The 20,032-nt window shown below is 64.3% G+C and carries 19 protein-coding genes and 2 pseudogenes; 14 read left to right on the top strand and 7 right to left on the bottom strand.

Features of this window, described 5'->3' with window-relative positions; genetic code table 11:
- The first annotated feature begins 40 nt into the window (after positions 1 to 40).
- The 5 genes from AC0L15_RS25310 (at position 41) to AC0L15_RS25290 (ending at position 5,733) form a co-directional block, all read left to right on the top strand.
- Complete coding sequence (locus tag AC0L15_RS25310) at positions 41 to 967, top strand: carbohydrate ABC transporter permease (RefSeq protein ID WP_023802293.1); 927 nt, start codon at positions 41 to 43, stop codon at positions 965 to 967.
- The gene (locus tag AC0L15_RS25305) at positions 967 to 1,824 is read left to right on the top strand and encodes a carbohydrate ABC transporter permease (RefSeq protein WP_027153854.1); all 858 of its coding nucleotides are present in this window, start codon (positions 967 to 969) and stop codon (positions 1,822 to 1,824) included. The genes AC0L15_RS25310 and AC0L15_RS25305 overlap by 1 nt, the downstream gene beginning before the upstream one ends.
- 27 nt (positions 1,825 to 1,851) lie before the next feature.
- On the top strand, positions 1,852 to 3,864 hold the full coding sequence (locus AC0L15_RS25300) for a glycoside hydrolase family 127 protein (protein ID WP_473497485.1): 2,013 nt from the start codon (positions 1,852 to 1,854) through the stop codon (positions 3,862 to 3,864).
- Positions 3,865 to 3,959: 95 nt separating this feature from the next.
- Positions 3,960 to 5,123, top strand: a complete 1,164-nt coding sequence (locus tag AC0L15_RS25295) for a hypothetical protein (protein ID WP_473497483.1) — start codon at positions 3,960 to 3,962, stop codon at positions 5,121 to 5,123.
- On the top strand, positions 5,110 to 5,733 hold the full coding sequence (locus AC0L15_RS25290) for a hypothetical protein (RefSeq protein ID WP_473497482.1): 624 nt from the start codon (positions 5,110 to 5,112) through the stop codon (positions 5,731 to 5,733). Before AC0L15_RS25295 ends, AC0L15_RS25290 begins: the two co-directional genes overlap by 14 nt.
- Before the next feature lie 105 nt (positions 5,734 to 5,838).
- Here the strand turns inward: AC0L15_RS25290 and AC0L15_RS25285 are convergent, their stop codons facing one another.
- Positions 5,839 to 6,864: a threo-3-hydroxy-L-aspartate ammonia-lyase gene (locus AC0L15_RS25285; protein ID WP_473497480.1), complete on the bottom strand. Its 1,026-nt coding sequence runs from the start codon at positions 6,862 to 6,864 to the stop codon at positions 5,839 to 5,841.
- Between the two features lie 224 nt (positions 6,865 to 7,088).
- On the opposite strand from AC0L15_RS25285, the gene AC0L15_RS25280 reads away from it, so the two are divergent.
- Complete coding sequence (locus AC0L15_RS25280; RefSeq protein ID WP_473497478.1) at positions 7,089 to 8,066, top strand: ornithine cyclodeaminase family protein; 978 nt, start codon at positions 7,089 to 7,091, stop codon at positions 8,064 to 8,066.
- A 221-nt stretch (positions 8,067 to 8,287) separates the two neighbouring features.
- On the opposite strand, the pseudogene AC0L15_RS25275 reads toward AC0L15_RS25280, so the two are convergent.
- Positions 8,288 to 8,407 (bottom strand): annotated as a pseudogene (locus tag AC0L15_RS25275) (FAD-dependent oxidoreductase); the annotation flags it as partial.
- A gap of 175 nt (positions 8,408 to 8,582) precedes the next feature.
- On the opposite strand from AC0L15_RS25275, the pseudogene AC0L15_RS25270 reads away from it, so the two are divergent.
- Positions 8,583 to 9,417 (top strand): annotated as a pseudogene (locus AC0L15_RS25270) (GNAT family N-acetyltransferase).
- A gap of 22 nt (positions 9,418 to 9,439) precedes the next feature.
- Here the strand turns inward: AC0L15_RS25270 and AC0L15_RS25265 are convergent.
- The 3 genes from AC0L15_RS25265 to AC0L15_RS25255 are packed head-to-tail and all read right to left on the bottom strand — an operon-like array spanning position 9,440 to position 11,508.
- Positions 9,440 to 9,880, bottom strand: coding sequence for a GtrA family protein (locus tag AC0L15_RS25265; protein WP_287249723.1), 441 nt, complete (start codon positions 9,878 to 9,880; stop codon positions 9,440 to 9,442).
- The gene (locus tag AC0L15_RS25260; RefSeq protein ID WP_287249722.1) at positions 9,873 to 10,559 is read right to left on the bottom strand and encodes a class I SAM-dependent methyltransferase; all 687 of its coding nucleotides are present in this window, start codon (positions 10,557 to 10,559) and stop codon (positions 9,873 to 9,875) included. Before AC0L15_RS25260 ends, AC0L15_RS25265 begins: the two co-directional genes overlap by 8 nt.
- On the bottom strand, positions 10,534 to 11,508 hold the full coding sequence (locus AC0L15_RS25255; protein WP_373420475.1) for a glycosyltransferase family 2 protein: 975 nt from the start codon (positions 11,506 to 11,508) through the stop codon (positions 10,534 to 10,536). The genes AC0L15_RS25260 and AC0L15_RS25255 overlap by 26 nt, the downstream gene beginning before the upstream one ends.
- Before the next feature lie 437 nt (positions 11,509 to 11,945).
- Between AC0L15_RS25255 and AC0L15_RS25250 the strand changes: the two genes are divergently transcribed.
- The 6 genes from AC0L15_RS25250 to lpxK all read left to right on the top strand — a co-directional run bounded on the left by AC0L15_RS25250 (position 11,946) and on the right by lpxK (position 17,544).
- Positions 11,946 to 13,289, top strand: a complete 1,344-nt coding sequence (locus AC0L15_RS25250) for a TldD/PmbA family protein (RefSeq protein ID WP_287249721.1) — start codon at positions 11,946 to 11,948, stop codon at positions 13,287 to 13,289.
- A complete protein-coding gene (locus AC0L15_RS25245; RefSeq protein WP_473497475.1) occupies positions 13,276 to 14,085 on the top strand; it encodes a 3'(2'),5'-bisphosphate nucleotidase CysQ in 810 nt (269 codons plus the stop codon). Before AC0L15_RS25250 ends, AC0L15_RS25245 begins: the two co-directional genes overlap by 14 nt.
- Before the next feature lie 76 nt (positions 14,086 to 14,161).
- Positions 14,162 to 14,407, top strand: a complete 246-nt coding sequence (locus AC0L15_RS25240) for a DUF4170 domain-containing protein (RefSeq protein ID WP_128247851.1) — start codon at positions 14,162 to 14,164, stop codon at positions 14,405 to 14,407.
- Between the two features lie 5 nt (positions 14,408 to 14,412).
- Positions 14,413 to 15,201, top strand: coding sequence for a lysophospholipid acyltransferase family protein (locus tag AC0L15_RS25235; RefSeq protein ID WP_128170771.1), 789 nt, complete (start codon positions 14,413 to 14,415; stop codon positions 15,199 to 15,201).
- Positions 15,198 to 16,514 (top strand): lipid IV(A) 3-deoxy-D-manno-octulosonic acid transferase, encoded by a 1,317-nt coding sequence (gene waaA / locus AC0L15_RS25230; RefSeq protein ID WP_287249719.1) that lies wholly within the window; start codon positions 15,198 to 15,200, stop codon positions 16,512 to 16,514. Before AC0L15_RS25235 ends, waaA begins: the two co-directional genes overlap by 4 nt.
- Before the next feature lies 1 nt (position 16,515).
- Positions 16,516 to 17,544, top strand: a complete 1,029-nt coding sequence (gene lpxK, locus AC0L15_RS25225; RefSeq protein WP_473497472.1) for a tetraacyldisaccharide 4'-kinase — start codon at positions 16,516 to 16,518, stop codon at positions 17,542 to 17,544.
- 107 nt (positions 17,545 to 17,651) lie between these two features.
- On the opposite strand, the gene AC0L15_RS25220 is transcribed toward lpxK, so the two are convergent.
- Together AC0L15_RS25220 and AC0L15_RS25215 are read right to left on the bottom strand one after the other, a co-directional pair.
- On the bottom strand, positions 17,652 to 17,885 hold the full coding sequence (locus AC0L15_RS25220; RefSeq protein ID WP_027153867.1) for a DUF2093 domain-containing protein: 234 nt from the start codon (positions 17,883 to 17,885) through the stop codon (positions 17,652 to 17,654).
- Between the two features lie 146 nt (positions 17,886 to 18,031).
- Complete coding sequence (locus AC0L15_RS25215) at positions 18,032 to 18,955, bottom strand: LysR substrate-binding domain-containing protein (RefSeq protein ID WP_287249716.1); 924 nt, start codon at positions 18,953 to 18,955, stop codon at positions 18,032 to 18,034.
- An 89-nt stretch (positions 18,956 to 19,044) separates the two neighbouring features.
- Here AC0L15_RS25215 and AC0L15_RS25210 point away from each other — a divergent pair, with 89 nt between their 5' ends.
- Complete coding sequence (locus AC0L15_RS25210; RefSeq protein ID WP_023802314.1) at positions 19,045 to 19,938, top strand: DMT family transporter; 894 nt, start codon at positions 19,045 to 19,047, stop codon at positions 19,936 to 19,938.
- Positions 19,939 to 20,032 lie beyond the last annotated feature (94 nt).

Here is a 20,032-nt window from a genome sequence, read left to right as displayed (position 1 = left end):
TCAAGGGGGAGGGGGACGTAGCGCTAACGAGAGAGCAGGCATGACCTCCATCGCAGCCATCTCCACCCCAACCTCCCGCCGCAAACTGGTCGGCGCCGGCCGCCGGCAGTGGGTCGGCCTGCTCTATGTCGCGCCGGCCGTCGCGCTGGTCGTCGTCTTCTTCATCATTCCGCTTGGCATGACGGCGTGGATGTCGCTGCACAACTGGCCGCTGATGGGCGCGCACTCGTTCATTGGCCTCGACAATTACTGGGCGATCCTGCGCGACACCAGGTTCTGGAACGCGCTCAAATTCACCGGCTACTATACGGTGATCGTCACCATCGCGATCTTCGTAGTCGCCTTTCCGCTGGCACTGTTCATCGAAAGGCCACGGCCGCTGACCGGCTTCTACCGGACGTCGTTCTTCATGCCGGCCGTCATCGGCTTCGCCTCGGCCAGCCTGCTGTGGTCGTGGCTGCTCAATGTCGATTCCGGCCTGTTCAGCCCGGCCGCCTTCGAGCTCGGCCTGACCGAGAAGAAGGTCAACCTGCTGGCGACGTTCCAGCCGGCGTTCTGGTCGATCATCGCCATGGTCGTCTGGAAGGTGGCGGGTTTTACCATGATCATCCTGATGACCGGCCTGCAATCGATCCCGCCGGATCTGCAGGAGGCGGCGATGATCGACGGGGCAGGGCCGCTGGCGCGGTTTCGCGCCATCACCCTGCCGCTGATGCGCCGCACGCTGGCGCTGGCGCTGATCCTGTCGGTTGCCGGCTCGGTGCTCGCCTTCGACCAGTTCTACATCATCCTGCGCGGCGGACCGCGCAACCAGACGCTGACCGCCGTCTACTGGATTTTCAACCAGTCGTTCGTGTCGTTCAAGCTCGGCTACGGCGCCGCCCTGTCGATGGTCCTGCTGGTCATCCTGGTCGCGCTCAGCCTGATCCAGCTGCGGCTGCTGCGCCAACCGGAGGGCGTTGACTGATGGCGCAGGCAAGGAGCCGCAAACGCCGCATCGGCATGCAGATCGCCGAGCACGCGACGGGCATCGTCGCCTCGCTGCTGTTCCTGGCGCCGATCGTCTGGACCGTGCTTTCGGCCTTCAAGCCGGCACAGGAATCGCGCCAGCCGCCGCTGCCGCCCTGGCCGACGACGGGTTTTTCGGTCGAGAACTACGCCACGCTCAACACCTTCGGCGATGGTCTCTGGCTGCCGGCGCAAAACAGCATCTATGTCTCGGTCATGACGGTGGTGCTGTCGGTGATCGTCAGCGTGCTGGCCGGCTACGGTTTCTCGCGCTTCCGCTTTCCGCTGAAGAACCTGCTCTTCGTCCTTATCCTGTCGACGATCATGATCCCGTTCCAGTCGATCCTGACACCGATCTTCCTGGTGCTGACCAAGATCGGCCTGCACAACACGCTGACCGGGCTGGTTTGCGTCTATGTCACGCTGCAGCTGCCGTTCTCGATCTTCATGATGCGCAACGCTTTTGACGCGGTGCCGCGCGAGATCGAGGAAGCGGCGCGCATGGACGGCGCCAACAACGTCACCATGCTGCTGCGGGTGATGCTGCCGCTGGTCTGGCCGGGCATCGTCACCATCGCGCTGTTCGCATTTCTCGGCGCCTGGAACGAGTTCTTGGCAGCGCTGGTGCTGATGACCGACCAGTCCAAATTCACGCTGCCGATCATGATGACGGCGCTGCAGTCGGGCCGCTTCGGCGCCATCGACTGGGGTGCGGTGCAGGCCGGGGTCACCGTGATGATGGTGCCATGCCTGGTGCTGTTCCTGCTGCTGCAGCGGTTCTACATCCGCGGCCTCATGGCAGGGGCCGTGAAGTGACCAATCGAACCGAATCGGAGTAAATTGATGACCGCATCGCAATCCGCCAAGCCGGCTGCCGAGATGGACCAAACCGGCAAGTCGGACAAGCCAAAACGCGCCTTCCGCCCGCTGCCGGTGCCGCAGGTCGATGTGCGCGGCTTCTGGGGCGAACGTGCCGATGCCGTCGCCACCACGACCGCCGGCATCCTCTATGATCGCTGCGTCGAGGCGCGCATGCTCGAGCAGATCGATCCGGACCGGCCATCGCCGGGCGTCGTCATTCCGTTCCACTCACCTTCGCCGGACGAAGCAGCCACCGCCGGCAACGAATTCACAGGATCGACGGTGACGACCCAGATGTTCTGGGACTCCGACTGGGGCAAGACCATCGAGACCGCCGCCTACTCGCTGTACCGCCGCCGCAACGACGCGCTGGAGAAGAAGATCGACGCCGTCATCGACATGTACGGCAGACTGCAGCAGCCGGACGGCTATCTGTCGAGCTGGTACCAGCGCATCCAGCCCGGCCTGCGCTGGACCAATCTGCGCGACTGCCACGAGCTCTACTGCGCCGGCCATCTGATCGAGGGCGCGGTCGCCTACTACCAGGCGACGGGAAAACGCAAGCTGCTCGACATCATGTGCCGCTATGCCGACCATATCGCCGAGACCTTCGGCGCCGAGCCCGGCAAGAAGAAAGGCTATTGCGGCCATGAGGAGATCGAGCTGGCGCTGGTCAAGCTCGCGCGGGTCACCGGCGAGCAGAAGTACATGGAACTGGCCAAATACTTCATCGACCAGCGCGGCCTTGAGCCGCATTATTTCGACGAGGAGGCGCGTGCCCGCGGCGCCGACCCAAAAGCCTATCATTTCAAGACCTACGAATACAGCCAGTCGCACAAGCCGGTGCGCGAGCAGGACAAGGTCGTCGGCCATGCGGTGAGGGCGATGTATCTCTATTCCGGGATGGCCGATATCGCGACCGAATATGGCGACGACACGCTGCGGGCGGCGCTCGACCGGCTGTGGGACGACCTCACCACCAAGAACCTCTACATCACCGGTGGCCTCGGACCGTCGTCGCACAATGAGGGCTTTACATCAGACTACGATCTGCCCAACGAAACCGCCTATGCTGAGACCTGCGCTTCGGTCGGATTGGTGTTCTGGGCGAGCCGCATGCTCGGCATGGGCCCCAACGCGCGTTACGCCGACATGATGGAGCGGGCGCTCTACAACGGCTCGATTTCGGGCCTGTCGCTCGACGGCTCGCTGTTCTTCTATGAAAATCCGCTGGAAAGCCGGGGCAAGCACAACCGCTGGAAATGGCATCGCTGCCCGTGCTGCCCGCCCAATATCGGCCGCATGGTCGCCTCGATCGGCAGTTATTTCTACGGCCTGTCCGACGATGCCCTTGCCGTCCATCTCTATGGAAACAGCACGGCTCGTTTCGATATCGCAGGAACGCAAATGGAGCTGCGCCAGACCAGCAACTATCCATGGGACGGCGCGGTCTCGATCACGATCGAACCCGAGGCGCCGACGACATTTACCTTACATCTGCGCCTGCCGGCCTGGTGCCGCAAGGCGGCGCTCAAGGTGAACGGGCAGGCGGTCGATCTGGTGGATGTAACCAGCGACGGCTATGCCGCGATCCGGCGCGAATGGCGCAAGGGAGACCAGGTCGAACTCGATCTCGAAATGGCCATCGACCAGCTCTATGCCAACCCTCAGGTGCGGCAGGACATCGGCCGCGTCGCGTTGGCCCGCGGTCCGCTGATCTATTGCGTCGAGGAGACCGACAATGCCGGCCAGCTGCACCGCATTGCCTTGCCACGCGCGGCAAACATCGAGGCGCATAAGCAGCCGAACCTGTTGGGCGGCGTCGTGACGCTTTCGGTTCTGGCCAGGAAAGAGGCGTTTGAGAACTGGGACGACGGCCTCTACCGCACCGAACCGCCGGCGGTTGAGGAAGCAAAAATCACCGCCGTTCCCTATTTCGCCTGGGACAACCGCGATCCCGGCGAGATGCTGGTCTGGATCAGAAGCGTCGGATAGGCGGGATCGCCGATTTCAGCATATCTTGAATTCACCATGGCGCGCGTCATCTAGTTTTGAGTGGCGTCAGCCACTTGAACGGGCGGAGGCAGATTGTGGCGCTCGAAGCTGTTGTGCGTGCGAACGCCAGCGGTCGGCTTATGGTCGTGACCGTCGCGGCGGTGCCGTTGCTGTTCGTGCTCAGCGGGCTGGCCATTCGCTATGCGGCTTTTGCTTCGGTGTCGGAGGAAACAGGTTTCGCGGCCTATGCCCGTGCGCTGTGCCGGTGGGATTGCGCCTGGTACATTGGCATCAGCGAACAGGGCTATGAGCGGTTTCCCATTCCAGACCACAGCAATGTCGGTCGCTGGGGCTTCTTCCCGCTCTACCCGATGCTGGTGGCGGTGATCCGGTCAGTTTTCCCTTTTCCTACGATACTGATCGCGACAATCACCTCGATTGCGTGCAGCTACGCCGCCTGTCTGGTGGCGTGGCCGCTGCTCGAGAAGAACATGAGCGCCTATGTGCTGTATTGCGCGTTTCTGCTCAGCGGCCCGTTCTCCTTTCATTTCACGACCTTCCTCAGCGAACCGTTTTTCGTGCTGCTGACCTCATGCGTTTTTCTGGCGCTCAAGCGCTCCAGCTATCTCGCCGCGGGCGTTTCATCCGCGCTGCTGTCGGCGACCAGGCTGGTCGGGGTCTTCGTGGTCTTTGCAACCGTCATTCAAATGTTCAGCGAGCACCGCCGGCAGGGCGGATCGGCGCTGTCTTTCCCGCGCTGGCTGCTTGGCCGACCGGATCTGCTGGTCGCTGTCCTCATCTCGCCGGCCGGTTTGTTCGCTTACATCCTGTTCCTGTACCTTACCGTCGGAGACGGCTTTGCATTCCTGCACATCCAGCGCGCCTTCGGACGGGTGGCCGGCAATCCGCTGGTCTTCCTATGGGACGGGCTCTCCGTTGTTCCGAAGACGGGCTGGCTGCCCACGGCGCCGCAATGGAGCGCGCTCGCCGCGATCGCTGGACTGGCGCTGTCGGCCGGTCTGGCGGCTCGCAGGCAATATGGCGCGGCACTCTTCTGCGCGCTCTGCATCATCCTGCCGCTGATCACCAACCTGGCCTCGATGGTCAGATATGTGATTGGGCTTGCGCCCCTGACAATGTTGCTCGTCGTCCTGTTGTCGGCGTCGAGGCTGATTTGGCTCGCGGCTTTGGTTCTCTTCCTTGGCGCCTGTTATTTGATGACTGTGGCGTGGATCGGAGGCTACCTTGCCCTGGTCTGACGTTCCGGACCCGCATCGGCGCGCTGCCTGGTTCGGTGGCTACGCGCTCGCGGCGGTTCTGGCTGGGTCCGAGATCGTCATCCTTGCGCTTGCTCTCAATCCGGACGTCAACGCGGACTATCGCGCCTTTTACATCGATCGGACGACGACCTGCCTCAATCGCGATGCGACCGGCAGCTACACACTTGGCCAGACGGTATCGTTCCGGAGCGACGGCGCCAAACGGGCAGCCAGCATAAAGGTCTGCGGCTGGTCGGGGTCGGCAGGCGACGGCACCCATTCGCTAGGCGAGACCTCGCGGCTTCGCGTGAAGATACCGCCGCTCCGCGACGGCCTGATGGCCACGCTGCAAATGGCCGCCGTCATTCGTCCACCGCAGATCACGCAAAGGGTGGTGATCTCGGTGAACGGTGTTCGGGTGCATGCGGAGACGCTGTCTGGCAAAGAACCACGAACGGTCTCGTTCGTCGTTCCACCGGCGGCTCTCGGCAAGGCCGATACACTCGAAATCGCCTTCGACTATCTCGACGGCATTCCGCCGACTCCGGCCGCCAGCAACATCTACAAGCGCTCCATCAAGCTGGTGTCGTTGCGGCTGGATGCGATTTGATCACGCTCAACGGCCTGCAGTCCATGCATCTCACGACGCGCGAGCATTGCCGTGCGCTGGCGACCGGTACAGGGCCGCACGGTACCAGCTGCGCCCGAGCGCGCCTTAGCGAAAGGTCTCCGGCCCGGGGCGCGCCATGGCCTGCTCGCGAGGTGTTTTGTCTGCGGCCGCCATGATCAAGCTGGCGAAGCGCGTGAGATCCACATTGCCGCCACTAACGATGACACCGATGCGCTGGCCTCGCAGGCTTTGCGATTCACTGCGAACCGCCGCCGCTGCAAGGCAACCGGTGGGTTCGACCACGATTTTCATGCGCTCGGCGAAAAAATGCATCATTTCGACGAGCGCGTCGTCGCTGACCGTGGTGATAGCGGCAACCTTGTCGCGGATGACAGGAAAATTATGCGCGCCCAGATGGGTGACGACCGCGCCATCGGCGATGGATTTCGGCACTTCGATGGTGACGACCTCACCCCGCGCGAGGGATTGCTGACCATCATTGCCGGCCTCCGGTTCAACCCCGACGACCCTGCAGGCGGGCGCGCATTCCGCTGCCGCCAGTGCGGCGCCGGCGAGCAGGCCGCCACCGCCAAGGCAGACATAAAGGGCATCGAGAGAGCCGGCCTCCTGGATAAGTTCAAGTGTCGCCGTGCCTTGCCCGGCAATCACATCGGGGTGGTCGTAGGGTGGAATGAGGGCGGCTCCCCGCTCGGCGGCGATCCTGCCGCCAATCTCTTCGCGGTTCTCGCTGTAGCGGTCGTAGAATATCACTTCGGCGCCATAGCCGCGGGTGGCACGCACCTTCAGCTCGGGCGCATCCCTGGGCATGATGATGACTGCCTTCACGCCCTTGATCGCCGCCGCATAGGCCAGCGCCTGCGCGTGATTGCCCGAAGAATAGGCCACCACTCCCCGCGCCCGCGCCGAAATATCCAAGGCCAGAAGCGCGTTCATGGCGCCGCGGAACTTGAACGCGCCGCCACGCTGGAAGTTCTCGCACTTGAAGAACACCTCGGCGCCGGTCAGCTCGTTGAAGGTGCGCGAGGTCAGCACCGGCGTCCGGTGGGCCAATCCGGCGAGGCGCGCCGCGGCGGTCAGAACATCGTCGAATGTCGGGATATTGAGGGGCATTGCGGGTCGCCTTCTACGCTTGCCGGTGGTGGGCTGTCCGATGGGCTGGCTTGTCTGCGACGATACGTGTTTGCGCGAACCGGCGATCGTATTCGATGGGAAGGTCGGCGCAACATTCGCCCGAATGGCGGGCGACAAACCGTAGGAAATGCCGCTGGTTAGCCAACACCGCTGTCTTCCCCTGAGAACCGCTCGCTAGAATGAGGGAAAGCCGGGGAGATGTCATGTCCGTCACCGCAGACGAGTCGCAGCTGCTGCTGCTTGCAGGCGATCAGGTCGCGCCGCTGTTGGAGCCGGATGCCGTCCTCGATGCCGTGCGGCGGTCCTTCGAGCTTCACAGTGCGCGCGAAGGCAGGGTCTTTCCGCTTGTGCGCGAGAAGCTGCATACCGGCGGCATTTTCGGTATCAAGTCGGGCGACGTGCCGAAAGCCGATCTTCTGGGCTTCAAGGCAGCGGGCTTCTGGCCAGCCAACCGCGAACTCGGCAAGGAGCCGCATCAGGCGACCATCGTGCTTTTCGACCCGCATACCGGGCGTCCCTTATGCATAATCGACGGGAACGCCATCACCACCTTGCGCACAGGGGCGGCTGGCGCCATTGGCCTGACCCTGCTGGCCCGCCCCGAAAGCCGGTCGATCTGCATTTTCGGCACCGGCACCCAGGGCCGGATCCAGCTGCGCCTGGCCCTGCGTGCCATGCCCGGTCTGGACACCATCCATTACCTGACGGCGGACGGCCGCCCCGACGCGGCGTTCGAGGCGGCATTCGATGATTTCGCGCCGGCCCATTCGAACCAAGCCGCCAAAGCTGTCGGCTCGAGCGATATCATTATCACCGCGACCCCCGGCAGCGGGCCGCTGTTTCCGCCAGAAGCGGTGCGGCCCGGCACGCACATCAACGCCGTGGGTGCCGATACGCAAGGCAAGCGGGAACTGCCCGACGGCCTGCTTCGCCGGGTACGGCTCTTTGCCGACGACTGCGAGCAATCGGCCGCTGTCGGCGAAGGCCAGTGGGACACCGGCTGCCGGGCAATCGAAATCGGCGATCTTCTGACCGGAAAAATTCCGTTCAGGCGCGATGCCGCCGACATCACGGTCTTCGATATGACCGGGCTCGCGCTGCAGGATCTGACGGTCGCGGATATGCTCTGGCGACAGGCCAGGAGCCGGGGCACGGGAACGCGCGTGCCATGGCGCTGGTAGGCCGGGCCGAAGTGACCGACGGCGACGGAACAAAGCTCGAGACGCGATCTTCGTTGCGCACGGAACAGTCAATCAGCTCGCCCTGAAGGGTCCACTCAAGAAGATCTTCGTCATCGCTGAGAACTGACCACAGCTTCCTCTGTCCGAAAGGAACGAACTGCCACGCCGGACTATGGCGGACATGCGCCGTGGACGCGGTGAAGCTGTGTGCCTGAAGCGCGCCCGCGCCGCGCCAGGGAATAGGCCGCGCTGGCGCCGACAATCCCGCCGCCGATCACCACGACGTCCGCTGACTTGGGCAGCGTTTCATCGCTGCTGATGTGGTGGATTAAAGGGGACATGGCGGCCTCGGCAATCAACGATAGCTCGCAGTATCGGCGACCGGCGCCGCAGAATGCACTGACTGCAGTGGCATCTTGGTATTTTGCACCGGATATCGCCGGCATTCGGCGAGGGACGCGGAAGGGGCGATTCTATCGTCGTGTCAGTCTTCCCACTCCAACAGTCCTGGTGCTCATGAACACCCAGTCCATCACATTCGAACTTTTTGAAGCGCACCATCTTGAGGAAGCGACGGCCCTGTCGCGAGCGGCCGGCTGGCCGCACCGGAGGGAAGACTGGGCCATGATCTGGTCCCTGAGCAAAGGTCAGGTCGCCTTGGAAGCCGGCAGGGTGGTCGGAACCGCCTTCATGACCCCCTTCGGAAATACCTGCGCAACGCTCAACACCATCATCGTCGATGAGGCAATGCGTGGTCGCGGGCTGGGACGGCGGCTGACCACCACCGCGCTCGAGCAGGCCGGAGACCGCGAGTGCCGCCTTACCGCCACGGCCGACGGACTGCCTCTTTATGAAAAGCTGGGCTTTTTCGCGACGCACGATGTTCGCCAGCACCAGGGCACCGTCGGGCAGGTCAGTGCGCCCCCGGCCGTGGAATGGATCGGGTCCGAGCACCTTCCGACACTCACCGCGCTCGATCGCGCCGCCTTCGGTGCGGATCGCGCCGCACTCATGAACGCCTTGGCGGGCGAGGGACGGTTTGCGGCCATCACCAACGAGGACGGCATCGCGGCCTTCGGAGCCGTGAGGGCATTTGGCAGGGGCGAGGTCGTCGGACCGGTCGTGGCGCAGGATCGCGATCAGGCGAGAGCCCTGATCGCCTTCATCCTCTCGGGAATGCAGGGCCGCTTCGTGCGCATCGACATCCCTGAAGACGCCGGCCTTTCAACCCGGCTAAGGATTGGGGCTTGCCCATGTGGGCGGGCCGGTTGCCATGCTCCGGGGCGCAAGCAATATCCCGGGTTCCGCGAACGCACGCATCTTTGCCCTGGCCAGCCAGGCCCTCGGCTGAGCCCAACTCAGAAGGCCATGGATCAGGTGGAGCGGTCGCCGTGCTCGCCGGGTCCTCGCTGCGCAAAAACCCATCGGTCGAGCATGAGAAGATTGACCGCCGGAACAAGCAGGCATGTAACCAGAATGGCAATGATCGGCGGCAGGCCGAGTTTCGCCGTCAAAAGCGCCGGCGCCGCATAAGCCACGGCAAAGCCTGTCGCCGTCAGCAGGAGAAAACGCGCAGCTTCCGATCGATGCGATCCATTCGACATGAAGGTTACTGATTTATGGGCGAAATATGAAAACACGGCAGCCGCGGCGTAAGCCGCGAGCGACGCCTGGACCGGCGAAAGGCCGATCCATTTCGATTCGACCAAACCGACAGCCAGGGCAGCATACAGGATTGTCGCGGCGATGCCGACCAACCCGAAGCGCGCCAGCAGCTTCAGCCCGGCACCGGCAGTCGAACGGTCCTCAGACATGCGCGCTGCACGCATACTGGGCCCCGAGCGGCAGAGGCGCGAGCAGGCGCTCGAGTCGTCTGGCGAAGGACCTGGCCGACGGCAGCAGCAGGAAGTGCTCGGATCGGATATCCTGAAAACCCGTCTCCTGAAAAAGGGATCTTGCCTTGGCGGCGTTGAGCAGGACCGCGTCCTGGTCGAACGGACACCGGAACACCGCAAGACGCGTCAGCGGATTATGGGGGTTATGCTCGATGATGCAGGCGACGCCGCCCGGCCGCACGACGCGCCGCATTTCCCGGAAGAAATCGAGCCAGGAGGCGGGCGGAACGTGATGGACGACGCAACTGGCGAAAGCCAGATCGAACGCGCCGTCGCCATAAGGCAGGCGCGGCGTCGTGCAGGCCCTGTAGGTCACACACGGATTGTCCTGGCCGGCGCGCAGGATCGATTCTTCCGAGACGTCGCAGCCATCCAGGCTCTCGAACGCGCCTTCGAGATAAGGGTGGAGCGACCCGACGCCGCAGCCGATATCCAGCGCCCGCACCCCGCCCTGTCGAACCCCACGCTCGACAACGAGACGCCGCAGCAGGTCGGCCTTGGCGATCAGAAAAAAGTCGTGCCCGAGTCCGGAAAACCGGATGGATCCTGCGACCGCCTCGCCATAGTTCGATTTATAGCTGTCGAAGAGTTCGGCCATCAGCCGAGGCTCCGTTCCTGGGTTTTCGAAACGGTCGACGGCTCTCACTGGCGGCACGCATCGCCTTGTCGAAGCCGGCGACCCGATCGATCACGTAAAGCGGACGGCGTTTCACCTCGGCGTGGATGCCGCCGACATAGAGCCCGACCACGCCGGTCATGAAAAGATTGATGCCGCAAAGCAGCGACACGATCACCACGGTGGATGTCCAGCCGGCAATGATGCCGGTTTCAAAAATCCAGGCGAAGATGGCGTAAATGCCGAACAACACCGCAAGCGCGGAGATCGCCAATCCGCCCCACAGCGCCATGCGCAGCGGCTTCTCGGAGAAGCTTACGATGCCGTGAACGGCAAGGTGCATCATCTTCCAGAATGGGTATTTGGTCTGGCCAAGGGTCCGCGCCGGGCGTTCGAAAGGCACCGCTGTCTGCTTGAACCCCATCCAGGCGAACATGCCCCTGACGAAACGGTCGTGTTCGGGCATTTGCTTGAAGGTTTCCAGAGCCTTGCGCCCGACCAGGCGAAAATCGCCGACGTCGCGGGGGATGTCGACCGACGTCATCTTCTCCAGCAGGCGGTAGAAAAGACTCGCCGTCAGGCGCTTGAACCAGGATTCGCCCTCACGCTTGACACGGCGGGCATAGACGATCTCGAAGCCTTCCTTCCACTTCGCCACCAGATCGAGGACCACCTCCGGCGGGTCTTGCAGGTCGGCATCCATGACGATGACGGCATCACCCGCAGCCGCATCCATGCCGGCCGTGATGGCGACCTGATGGCCGAAATTGCGGGAAAGCTCGATCAGCCGGAAGCGCGGCTCGACGGCGACGACGTTGCGAAGGTATTCGACGCTCCCATCGAGGCTTCCGTCATCGACGAAGATCGCCTCAGTCTCGCCGTCCAGCCGGCCGATCAGCGAACTGATCCGCTCGATCAGTCGCGGCAGCACCTGTTCTTCATTGTATATGGGAAGGACCAGCGAGTACCGGGGCGGCGACACGTTCACCGCAGTCCTGATGCTTTGGATCACAGGGTCTCGCATGCCGTTGAAAATGGAACGCAAGCTACAAAGTTCCAAGAACATACAAGAAATCGCTAAATTTAGCGGTTTCGGCCAGGTGCTGATCATGCGTGGAAAGGAACACAGGCGTTACCGCAATCGAACGTCCACTTGTGGTCGGAGCACGGCGTCAATGGGCTATCGCCCGTCCCAAACCGCCGCGAAGCAACCTTTGAGGACCCGCTTCGATCATGCCGCCCAAAAACGGGTGTCTGCTGGCCGATCTGCCCCGCTTGCCACTTCTGCCATTGCACAAGCCACATCAGAACAATAGATGGTGCGGAGCGGCCGCCCCTTATGTCAGGTGGAAAAACAGGACTATGCGCATGACCGATACGCTGGACTCAGCGAAATTGACCGACCGGGTCGCGGCCCTGGTCGAGGCTGCCAAACGGGCCGGCGCCGACGCCGCCGACGCGGTTGCGGTGCGCGGCCGTTCGACCGGCGTGTCGGTGCGGCTTGGCAAGGTCGAGGGCACCGAGGCGTCCGAGAGCGAGGATGTCTCGCTGCGCGTCTTCGTCGGGAAGCGGGTGGCGAGCGTCTCGGCGACCGCTGCCTCCGACCCGAAAGCGCTGGCCGAGCGCGCCGTGGCGATGGCGAAAGTCTCGCCGGAAGATCCCTACCAGGGCCTCGCCGATCCGGCCTTGCTGGTCAAGAAGCCGCGCGACCTCGATCTGTTTGATCCGACGGAAGTCTCGGCCGACCAGTTGAAGGAAGCGGCGCTGGCCGCGGAAGCGGCGGCCCTTGCCGTCAAGGGCGTTACCAATTCGGCCGGCAGCGGCGCCAGCGCCGGGCTTGGCGGGCTGGTGCTCGCCACCTCGCACGGCTTTGTCGGCCACTATGTCGCCTCGCGCTTTTCGCGCTCGACCAGCGTCATCGCCGGCGAGGGCACCGGCATGGAGCGCGACTATGAATACTCCTCGCGCCAGCATTTCTCCGATCTCGACGCACCCGAGGACATAGGCCGCAAGGCAGGCGAACGCGCCGCGCGACGCGTCGGCGCGCGCAAGGCGGCGACCGGGCCGGTCGATGTGGTGTTCGACCCGCGCGTCGCCCGCGGCATCGCCGGCCATCTCGCCGGCGCCATCAATGGCGCCTCCGTCGCGCGCAAGACCAGCTTTCTGCGCGACATGATGGGCAAGCAGGTGGCGGCGGCCGCGATCACCGTCACCGACCAGCCGCTCCGGCTCCGTGGCCAGGCGTCGCGTCCGTTCGACGGCGAAGGCATCGAGGGCGAAAAGCTGCTCATGGTCGAGAAGGGCGTTTTGAACCACTGGTTCCTGTCGACCTCAGTCGCGCGGGAATTGGGGCTGACCACCAACGGGCGCGGCTCGCGCAACGGCTCCTCGGTCTCGCCGTCATCGACCAATCTTGCCATCGAGCCGGGCGAGCGGACGCCCGAGGACCTCATCAAGTCGCTCAAATCAGGCTTTTACGTCACCGAAGTGTTCGGCCAGGGCGTCGACATGGTGACTGGCGAGTACAGCCGCGGCGCTTCCGGCTTCTGGATCGAGAATGGCGAGCTCGCCTATCCGGTTGCGGAAGTGACCATCGCCTCGAACCTGAAGACGATGTTCCTCAACATGGTTCCGGCGAGCGATCTCGATCGCAATTTCGGCACCGCCGCACCAACGCTGCTGATCGAAGGCATGACCCTTGCCGGAGCTTGACCAGGTCGCCTCCGCCGCCGGGGCTCGTGAGGATCTGCCGCTGCTGCGCGACGCTGCCCGCGAGGCGGGCGCCATCGCCATGCGCTATTTCGGCAACAATCCGCAAGTGTGGATGAAGGGCGGCACCTCACCGGTGAGCGAGGCCGATCACGCCGCCGACGCCTATCTGCGCCAAACCTTGCTTGCAGCCCGGCCGGACTATGGCTGGCTGTCGGAGGAGACGGCCGACGATCCGGCAAGGCTTGCCGCCCGCCGCACCTTCGTCGTCGATCCGATCGACGGCACGCGCGGCTTCCTCGAAGGCCTGCGCTCCTGGTGCGTCAGCGTCGCGGTGGTCGAGGACGGCCGCACGCTTGCCGGCGTGCTCGAATGTCCTGCCACGGAGGAGACCTATTGGGCGCTGCCAGGTGAGGGGGCGTTCCTGAATGGCCGTCGCATTGCCGTGCGCCGCCCGGCAGCGATGGTCGAAATTGGCGGGCCGAAGCGATTGATCGCCCTGATGCCGGCGGAATGGCAGGGCCGGCTGAGCCGCGTGCCCTATATTCCCTCGCTCGCCTATCGGCTGGCGATGGTCGCCAATGGCAGGCTCGACGCGACCTTCGTCAAACCCAGCGCACATGACTGGGACATCGCCGCGGCGGATCTCATTCTGCGCGAGGCCGGCGGCGCATTGCTCGACCAGAAGGGCCGCGCACCGCGCTATGCCGGCGAAGTCATCCAGCACGGCGCGCTGGTCGCCGGCAGCGGCGAACTGCTCGCCGTCCTCTCCGCCGTCGTTGCAGGGCTGGACGATTGAACATGTCATCAATGGTTCCAAAGTCGGCGGCTTTGGTCTAGACCTGTCACAAACTCACGATATGTGAAGGACCGACATGACCGCGGAAGACGGAAAGAAGCAGCTTTTGCACCTGGTGTTCGGCGGCGAACTGAAGACGCTGGGCGGAACAGAATTCCGTGATCTCGAGACGCTCGACATCGTCGGCATCTATCCGGATTATCAATCCGCGCAAACGGCGTGGAAAGCCAGGGCCCAAGCCAGCGTGGACAATGCCCACATGCGTTATTTCGTCGTTCACCTGCACCGGTTGCTCGACCCCGACAACAAGCCTGCCGGTTGACATGGATGGATCATGAAGGCGTGAAAGGGCCGGCCACGAGGTCCGCGGCAAGGCGGCGTCGCGGTGGCACCCCGAAGACATTCTGGCGCAAGATACGCGAACCGCTGGCGCAATCGCGATTCGTCAAGAACGCCATCGCCAGCCTGTTTGCGCAGTTCGTTCGCCTCGTCCGCCTGACCAATCGTGCTGTCGACGGATCGGCGCAGATGTCGGGCGGCGCCTACTCGCAGTTCGAACCCGCCATCATTGCGCTGTGGCACGGCCAGCATCTTCTGACTCCGGCCTACTATCCCGGAGGACGGCCAGTAGTCGCCATGGTGTCGCGTAGTGCCGATGCCGAGCTCAACGCACTGATGATCGAGAAATTCGGGATCGAGGCGGTGCGCGGCTCGGGTGGACGCGAAGGCTCGAAGCGTCGCGACAAGGGCGGCGCCAAAGCGCTGATCGCCCTGAAAAAGTCACTCGCCACCGGCAAGAACGTCGCCATGATCGCTGACATTCCGCATGGCACGCCGCGCGACGCTGGGCTTGGCATCGTTCTCCTGGCGCGGCTTTCGGGCCGGCCGATCCTGCCCGCCGCAATCGCCACCAGCCGCCGCAAGGTGCTGGAGCGCAGCTGGGACAAGACCACGATCAATCTGCCGTTCGGCCGCTCCTCGATCGTGCTTGGAGCGCCGGTGTTCGTTCCGGCCAACGCCGACGAGGCTGAAATGGAACGCAAGCGCCAGGAGGTCACGGCCGCGCTCAACGCCGCGACCGCCGAGGCCTACCGCCTCGTGGATGGCCCAAAATGAGCGAGCGCTGGGCGCGCACTTTCCTGACGGCGTATCGTTTCGCAGGCGCAGCCGCCTATCCCCTGGTCGGGCCCTATGTCGCCTGGCGCACCTCCAGAGGCAAGGAGGATCGAATTCGCCGGCGCGAGCGCTATGGCATCGCCGGGCGCGAGCGCCCCGAAGGGCCGCTGATCTGGATCCATGCGGCGAGCGTCGGCGAGACGATCGCCGTCGTGCCGCTGGTTGAGAGCATCCTCGATTACCGTGTCAACATCGTGCTGACGACGGGGACCGTCACCTCCGCTCAGGTTGCCGAGGAACGGCTCGGCGACCGCATCATCCACCAATACGTGCCGCTCGACCTCAAGCCGGCGGTCAGCCGCTTCCTCGACCATTGGCGGCCGGATCTGGCGATCATCGCCGAATCGGAGATCTGGCCGATGACCATCCTCGAGCTCGGCGCACGGCGTGTGCCGCAGGTGCTGGTCAATGGCAGGCTGTCGGACCGTTCGTACAAATCCTGGAAGAAGCGCGCCAACATCGCCGAGGCGCTGTTCGAGAATCTCGCCCATGTTGTCGCCCAGTCGGATGTCGACGGCGAGCGCTTCCTCTCGCTCGGCGCCCGGCCGGTCACCGTATCCGGCAATCTCAAGGTCGACACCACGCCGCCGCCGGCCGATGAAAGGGCGCTGTACACGCTGAAGCGCCAGATCGGCGCCCGCCCGACCTGGGCGGCGATCTCGACCCATGACGGCGAGGAGGCGGTCGCCGCCGAGGTTCACGCGATGCTGCACAAGCGTCACCACGGTCTTTTGACCATTGTCGTGCCGCGCCATCCCGATCGCGCTGAAGCGCTTGCCGCCCAGATTTCGGGCATGGGGCTGAAAGTCGCTCGGCGCAGCAAGGGCGACCGGATCATCGCCGATACGGACATTCTGCTCGGCGACACGATGGGCGAGATGGGGCTTTATCTCCGGCTGACAGAGATCGCCTTCGTTGGCCGTTCGCTCACCTCGGAGGGCGGCCAGAACCCGCTGGAGCCGGCCATGCTCGACACCGCGGTGCTGGCCGGCCGCAACGTCCAGAATTTTCGCGAGACCTATCAGCGCCTGCTCGACAGCGGCGGCGCCAAGCTGGTGCGCGACCGCGACATGCTGGCCGGCGCCGTCAATTTCCTTTTGACCAACGAGGTGGCTCGCCACGAGATGATGGCGGCGGGTGCGGCGACTGTCGAAGAGATGCGCGGCGCGCTGGCGCTCACCTTGAAATCGCTCGAACCCTACATTCAGCCTTTGGTCGTCAAATCGCGCCTCAAGGGCGCCAACGGCCGTTAAGATGGCCAGCGAAGCACCCCCCTTCTGGTGGGAAGAACCGGACTGGCGGGCGCTGGCGCTGGCGCCGCTGTCGGCTGTCTATGCGCTGGTTGCCGGCCGCCGCCTGCGCTCAGCGGCCCGCGAGAAGATCGAGGCGCCGGTGCTTTGCGTCGGCAACTTCACCGTCGGCGGCACCGGCAAGACGCCGGTGGCGATCGCACTGGCCCGGCAAGCGAGGCGCATGCAGCTCAATCCAGGTTTCCTGTCGCGCGGCCATGGCGGTTCCTTTGCGCGGCCGCATGTCGTCGATCCGCACCATGACGCCGCCAAGCATGTCGGCGATGAGCCGCTGCTGTTGGCTGCGCACGCACCGGTCGCAGTGACGCCGAACCGTGCCGCCGGCGCCCGCCTCCTGCTGGAAAAGCATGGCTGTGATTTCCTGATCATGGATGACGGTTTCCAGAGTGCGCGCATCCACATCGACTACGCGCTGGTCGTCGTCGACGCACGCTACGGCGTCGGCAACGGCCGCGTCATTCCTGGCGGTCCGCTCAGGGCTGGTATCGTCGACCAACTGGTTTTCACCAGCGCGCTGCTGAAGATGGGCGAGGGCCTTGCTGCCGATGCCGTCGTTCGCCAGGCGGCGCGCGCCGGCCGGCCGATCTTCGAGGCGCATACGCGGCCAACCAGCAAGGCGGGGCTGGCCGGCAAGCGATATCTGGCCTTTGCCGGCATCGGCCATCCCGAGAAATTCTTCGACACGGTCCGTCAGGCCGGCGGCGAGGTTGCGCTGGCCCGGTCGTTTCCTGACCATCATTTCTATGGCAAGGACGAACTGGCCGAACTGGCAACGACAGCGCGAGGTGCCGGACTTGGCCTCATCACCACCGCCAAGGACGCCGCCCGGCTGCGCCACGATGCCACGTCGGCCGATTTCCTCGGACAGCTCGATGTGCTGGAGATCGACACCGTGTTCGATCCCGACCACGTGCCCGAACGCATCATCGTCGAGACGCTGGATGCCTGGCGGCAGCGCAAGCTGCAGGGCTGATCCAGGGGCTTTCGAGAGTCGCGACGGCAGAACCTTTTGCGGAATGCCGGCAGGCAGAGGGGGCGCGAAGGACCGTTACAGATCGGGTCTCATTCTGCGTAACCGGTTTAGCGCCGGCTGCGCAGTTCGGGATGTGCCTCGATCTCGCGGCGCAGCGAGGCCGCGGCACTCACATAGGGCTCCTGCCTGGCGACGCTCCAGTATTTGAGCTCATCGAGCGGGATGCTTTCGCCGGTGACCGCACAGCGCACGAAGGCGCCGGGGCTGGTCACCTGGAAGTCGCCGTCCAGGTAGCGGATACGGGCTTCCTTGCCGCCGGGGCCTTCAAAGCGATTCATCATGACATGGAGCCAAGGTTCATGACGATGTCATCGCCACAAAATGCCGGCAAGGTCAAGCTCCGAGCGAGGCAAGATTGGCTTCAGTCGGCTTCGTTTCGAACGGCAACCAGCCGGGCAGGCCGGCAAAGTGGATGCCCCGCATCCTACTACTCGGCTGCGATGAAATCCTCGATCTTTTCCGCCGCCAGTCCGGCTTGGGCCGCGATGCGCCGGGCAAGCTCGGCTGCGGCGGCGCGCGGGCGCCCGATAGGCCGGTCGAGCCAGTAGGATATCGGGCTGAGGACGACGCGCTCGTCGGCGGCGATGATACGGCCAGACTTCAGTTGATCCTCGGTCATCGGCGGCCGCGCCAGCGCGATGCCGAGACCATGGGCGGCGGCGCCGAGCACCAGATTGTAGTCCTCGAAACGGCGGTCCTGCGGACGCGGGCGATAGTCGATGTCCTGTGCGGCAAACCAGGCACGCCAGGCCGAGGCGTCGGAATCGTTGATCAGCGGGAATTTGAGCAGCCGGGCAGGGTCGCCTCGGCCGATGTCGCGGGCGAGGTCCGGCGCGGCGACCGGAAACACATGTTCCTCGAACAGCTGCACCGAGACGCGGCCGGGGATGCGGCCGCGGCCGCAGCGGATCGACAGATCGATGCCCTCGTCGGCAAGGTCCGCCTGGCGGATATCGACGTCGAGCACGATGCGCAGCCTGGACGGATTGTTTTCCAGCGCCGCCATGCGCGGCATCAGCCACAGCCCGCTGACCGAGGGGATCGAGGTCAGCCGCACCACGGCGGTGCCGCGCGGCTCGATCCAGCGGTCCGAATTGCTCGATATCAGCGCGAAGGCCTCAGTGGTGCGCAGATGCAGGCGGTTGCCTTCGATCGTCAGCGACACTCCACGCGCGCCGCGATCGAACACTTTCAGTCCGAGCCAATCCTCGAGCTTGGCGATCTGCCGGCTGACGGCGCCATGGGTGAGATTGAGTTTTTCGGCAGCGGCCGAAAAGCTGCCCGTCCGTGCCGCGGCGTCGAAGGCGCGCAGGGTTTCGAGCGGCAGCATCGCGTCTGAGCTGTGATCCATAGTCACAGCTGACCCTCGATTTGGTCGTTTGTCAACCGATCGGGAAAGGCGCTTTGTATGTTGAGAGCATGAAACGCGGGAATAATGAAATGAACGCTTGTACCGGCACGTTGAATACGACACAGCGGATCGACACCACGGCGGCCATTGCGGTGGCGTTGACAGTGGTCGGCTGGGCCTCCGCCTTTCCGGCGATCCGTGCCGGCCTCGTCGCTTTCGGGCCGCTGGAACTTGGCGCGCTGCGCTTCGCCATCGCGGCGGTGCCGGCGGCGATCTTCCTCGCCGTCAAGCGGCCGGCGCTGCCCCGGCTCGATGAATTATGGCGCTTTGCCTTCGGCGGCGCCGTCTTCGTTGCGCTGTACACGGTAATGCTCAATTTCGGCGAGCTGACCGTCTCGGCGGGTGCCGCCGGCTTCATCATCAATGTCAGCCCGATCTTCACCGCGATCATGGCGATGGCGCTGCTTGGCGAACGCTTCTCGGGCCTGGCCTGGGCCGGCACATTCCTGTCCTTCGCCGGCATCGGCATCATCGCCATGGGCGAGGGGCAAGGGTTGCATTTCAACAATGGCGCGCTGCTGGTCCTCGGCTCGGCGCTGTGCTCGGCGGTCAACACCATCGTGCAAAAGCCGCTGTTTGCCCGCCATCATCCGCTGACCATTTCGGCCTCGAACATGCTGCTCGGCGCGCTCTGTCTGCTGCCCTTCCTGCCGAACGGCCTGGCGCAGGCGGCAGTTGCCGATACCGCCGGTCTCGGCGCCGTCGTCTTTCTCGGCATCGTGCCAAGCCTCATCGCCTACGCCGCCTGGGCGACAGCACTTTCCCGGCTGCCGGCGGCGCGCGCCTCGAACTTCCTTTATCTGGTTTCCCCGGTGGCGACGCTGATCGGCTTCTTCTGGCTGGGCGAGGTGCCGACGCTGCTCGGCATTCTCGGTGGCGCGCTGGCGCTCGGCGGCGTGGTCGTGGTGAATTTGAAGCGGTGAATCAGAGGGTTGGAGGTTGCTTGAATCATAGACAGCTGTTTCGAACGGCTCTTTATGATTTCCCCTCTCCGGTTTGCTTCGCAAACCACCTCTC

Source organism: Mesorhizobium sp. WSM4846 (assembly GCF_055811415.1).
The sequence above is the reverse complement of the archived record's forward strand: the minus strand, read 5'-3'. Positions and strand labels throughout refer to the sequence as shown.

Bases quoted from the DNA above. Each gene is read 5' to 3' on its own strand.
- AC0L15_RS25310 (WP_023802293.1), top strand. From the start codon at position 41: ATGACCTCCATCGCAGCCATCTCCACCCCAACCTCCCGCCGCAAACTG.
- AC0L15_RS25305 (WP_027153854.1), top strand. From the start codon at position 967: ATGGCGCAGGCAAGGAGCCGCAAACGCCGCATCGGCATGCAGATCGCC.
- AC0L15_RS25300 (WP_473497485.1), top strand. From the start codon at position 1,852: ATGACCGCATCGCAATCCGCCAAGCCGGCTGCCGAGATGGACCAAACC.
- AC0L15_RS25285 (WP_473497480.1), bottom strand. From the start codon at position 6,864: ATGCCCCTCAATATCCCGACATTCGACGATGTTCTGACCGCCGCGGCG.
- AC0L15_RS25280 (WP_473497478.1), top strand. From the start codon at position 7,089: ATGTCCGTCACCGCAGACGAGTCGCAGCTGCTGCTGCTTGCAGGCGAT.
- AC0L15_RS25265 (WP_287249723.1), bottom strand. From the start codon at position 9,880: ATGTCTGAGGACCGTTCGACTGCCGGTGCCGGGCTGAAGCTGCTGGCG.
- AC0L15_RS25260 (WP_287249722.1), bottom strand. From the start codon at position 10,559: ATGGCCGAACTCTTCGACAGCTATAAATCGAACTATGGCGAGGCGGTC.
- AC0L15_RS25250 (WP_287249721.1), top strand. From the start codon at position 11,946: ATGACCGATACGCTGGACTCAGCGAAATTGACCGACCGGGTCGCGGCC.
- AC0L15_RS25240 (WP_128247851.1), top strand. From the start codon at position 14,162: ATGACCGCGGAAGACGGAAAGAAGCAGCTTTTGCACCTGGTGTTCGGC.
- AC0L15_RS25235 (WP_128170771.1), top strand. From the start codon at position 14,413: ATGGATCATGAAGGCGTGAAAGGGCCGGCCACGAGGTCCGCGGCAAGG.
- waaA (WP_287249719.1), top strand. From the start codon at position 15,198: ATGAGCGAGCGCTGGGCGCGCACTTTCCTGACGGCGTATCGTTTCGCA.
- lpxK (WP_473497472.1), top strand. From the start codon at position 16,516: ATGGCCAGCGAAGCACCCCCCTTCTGGTGGGAAGAACCGGACTGGCGG.
- AC0L15_RS25220 (WP_027153867.1), bottom strand. From the start codon at position 17,885: ATGATGAATCGCTTTGAAGGCCCCGGCGGCAAGGAAGCCCGTATCCGC.
- AC0L15_RS25215 (WP_287249716.1), bottom strand. From the start codon at position 18,955: ATGGATCACAGCTCAGACGCGATGCTGCCGCTCGAAACCCTGCGCGCC.
- AC0L15_RS25210 (WP_023802314.1), top strand. From the start codon at position 19,045: ATGAACGCTTGTACCGGCACGTTGAATACGACACAGCGGATCGACACC.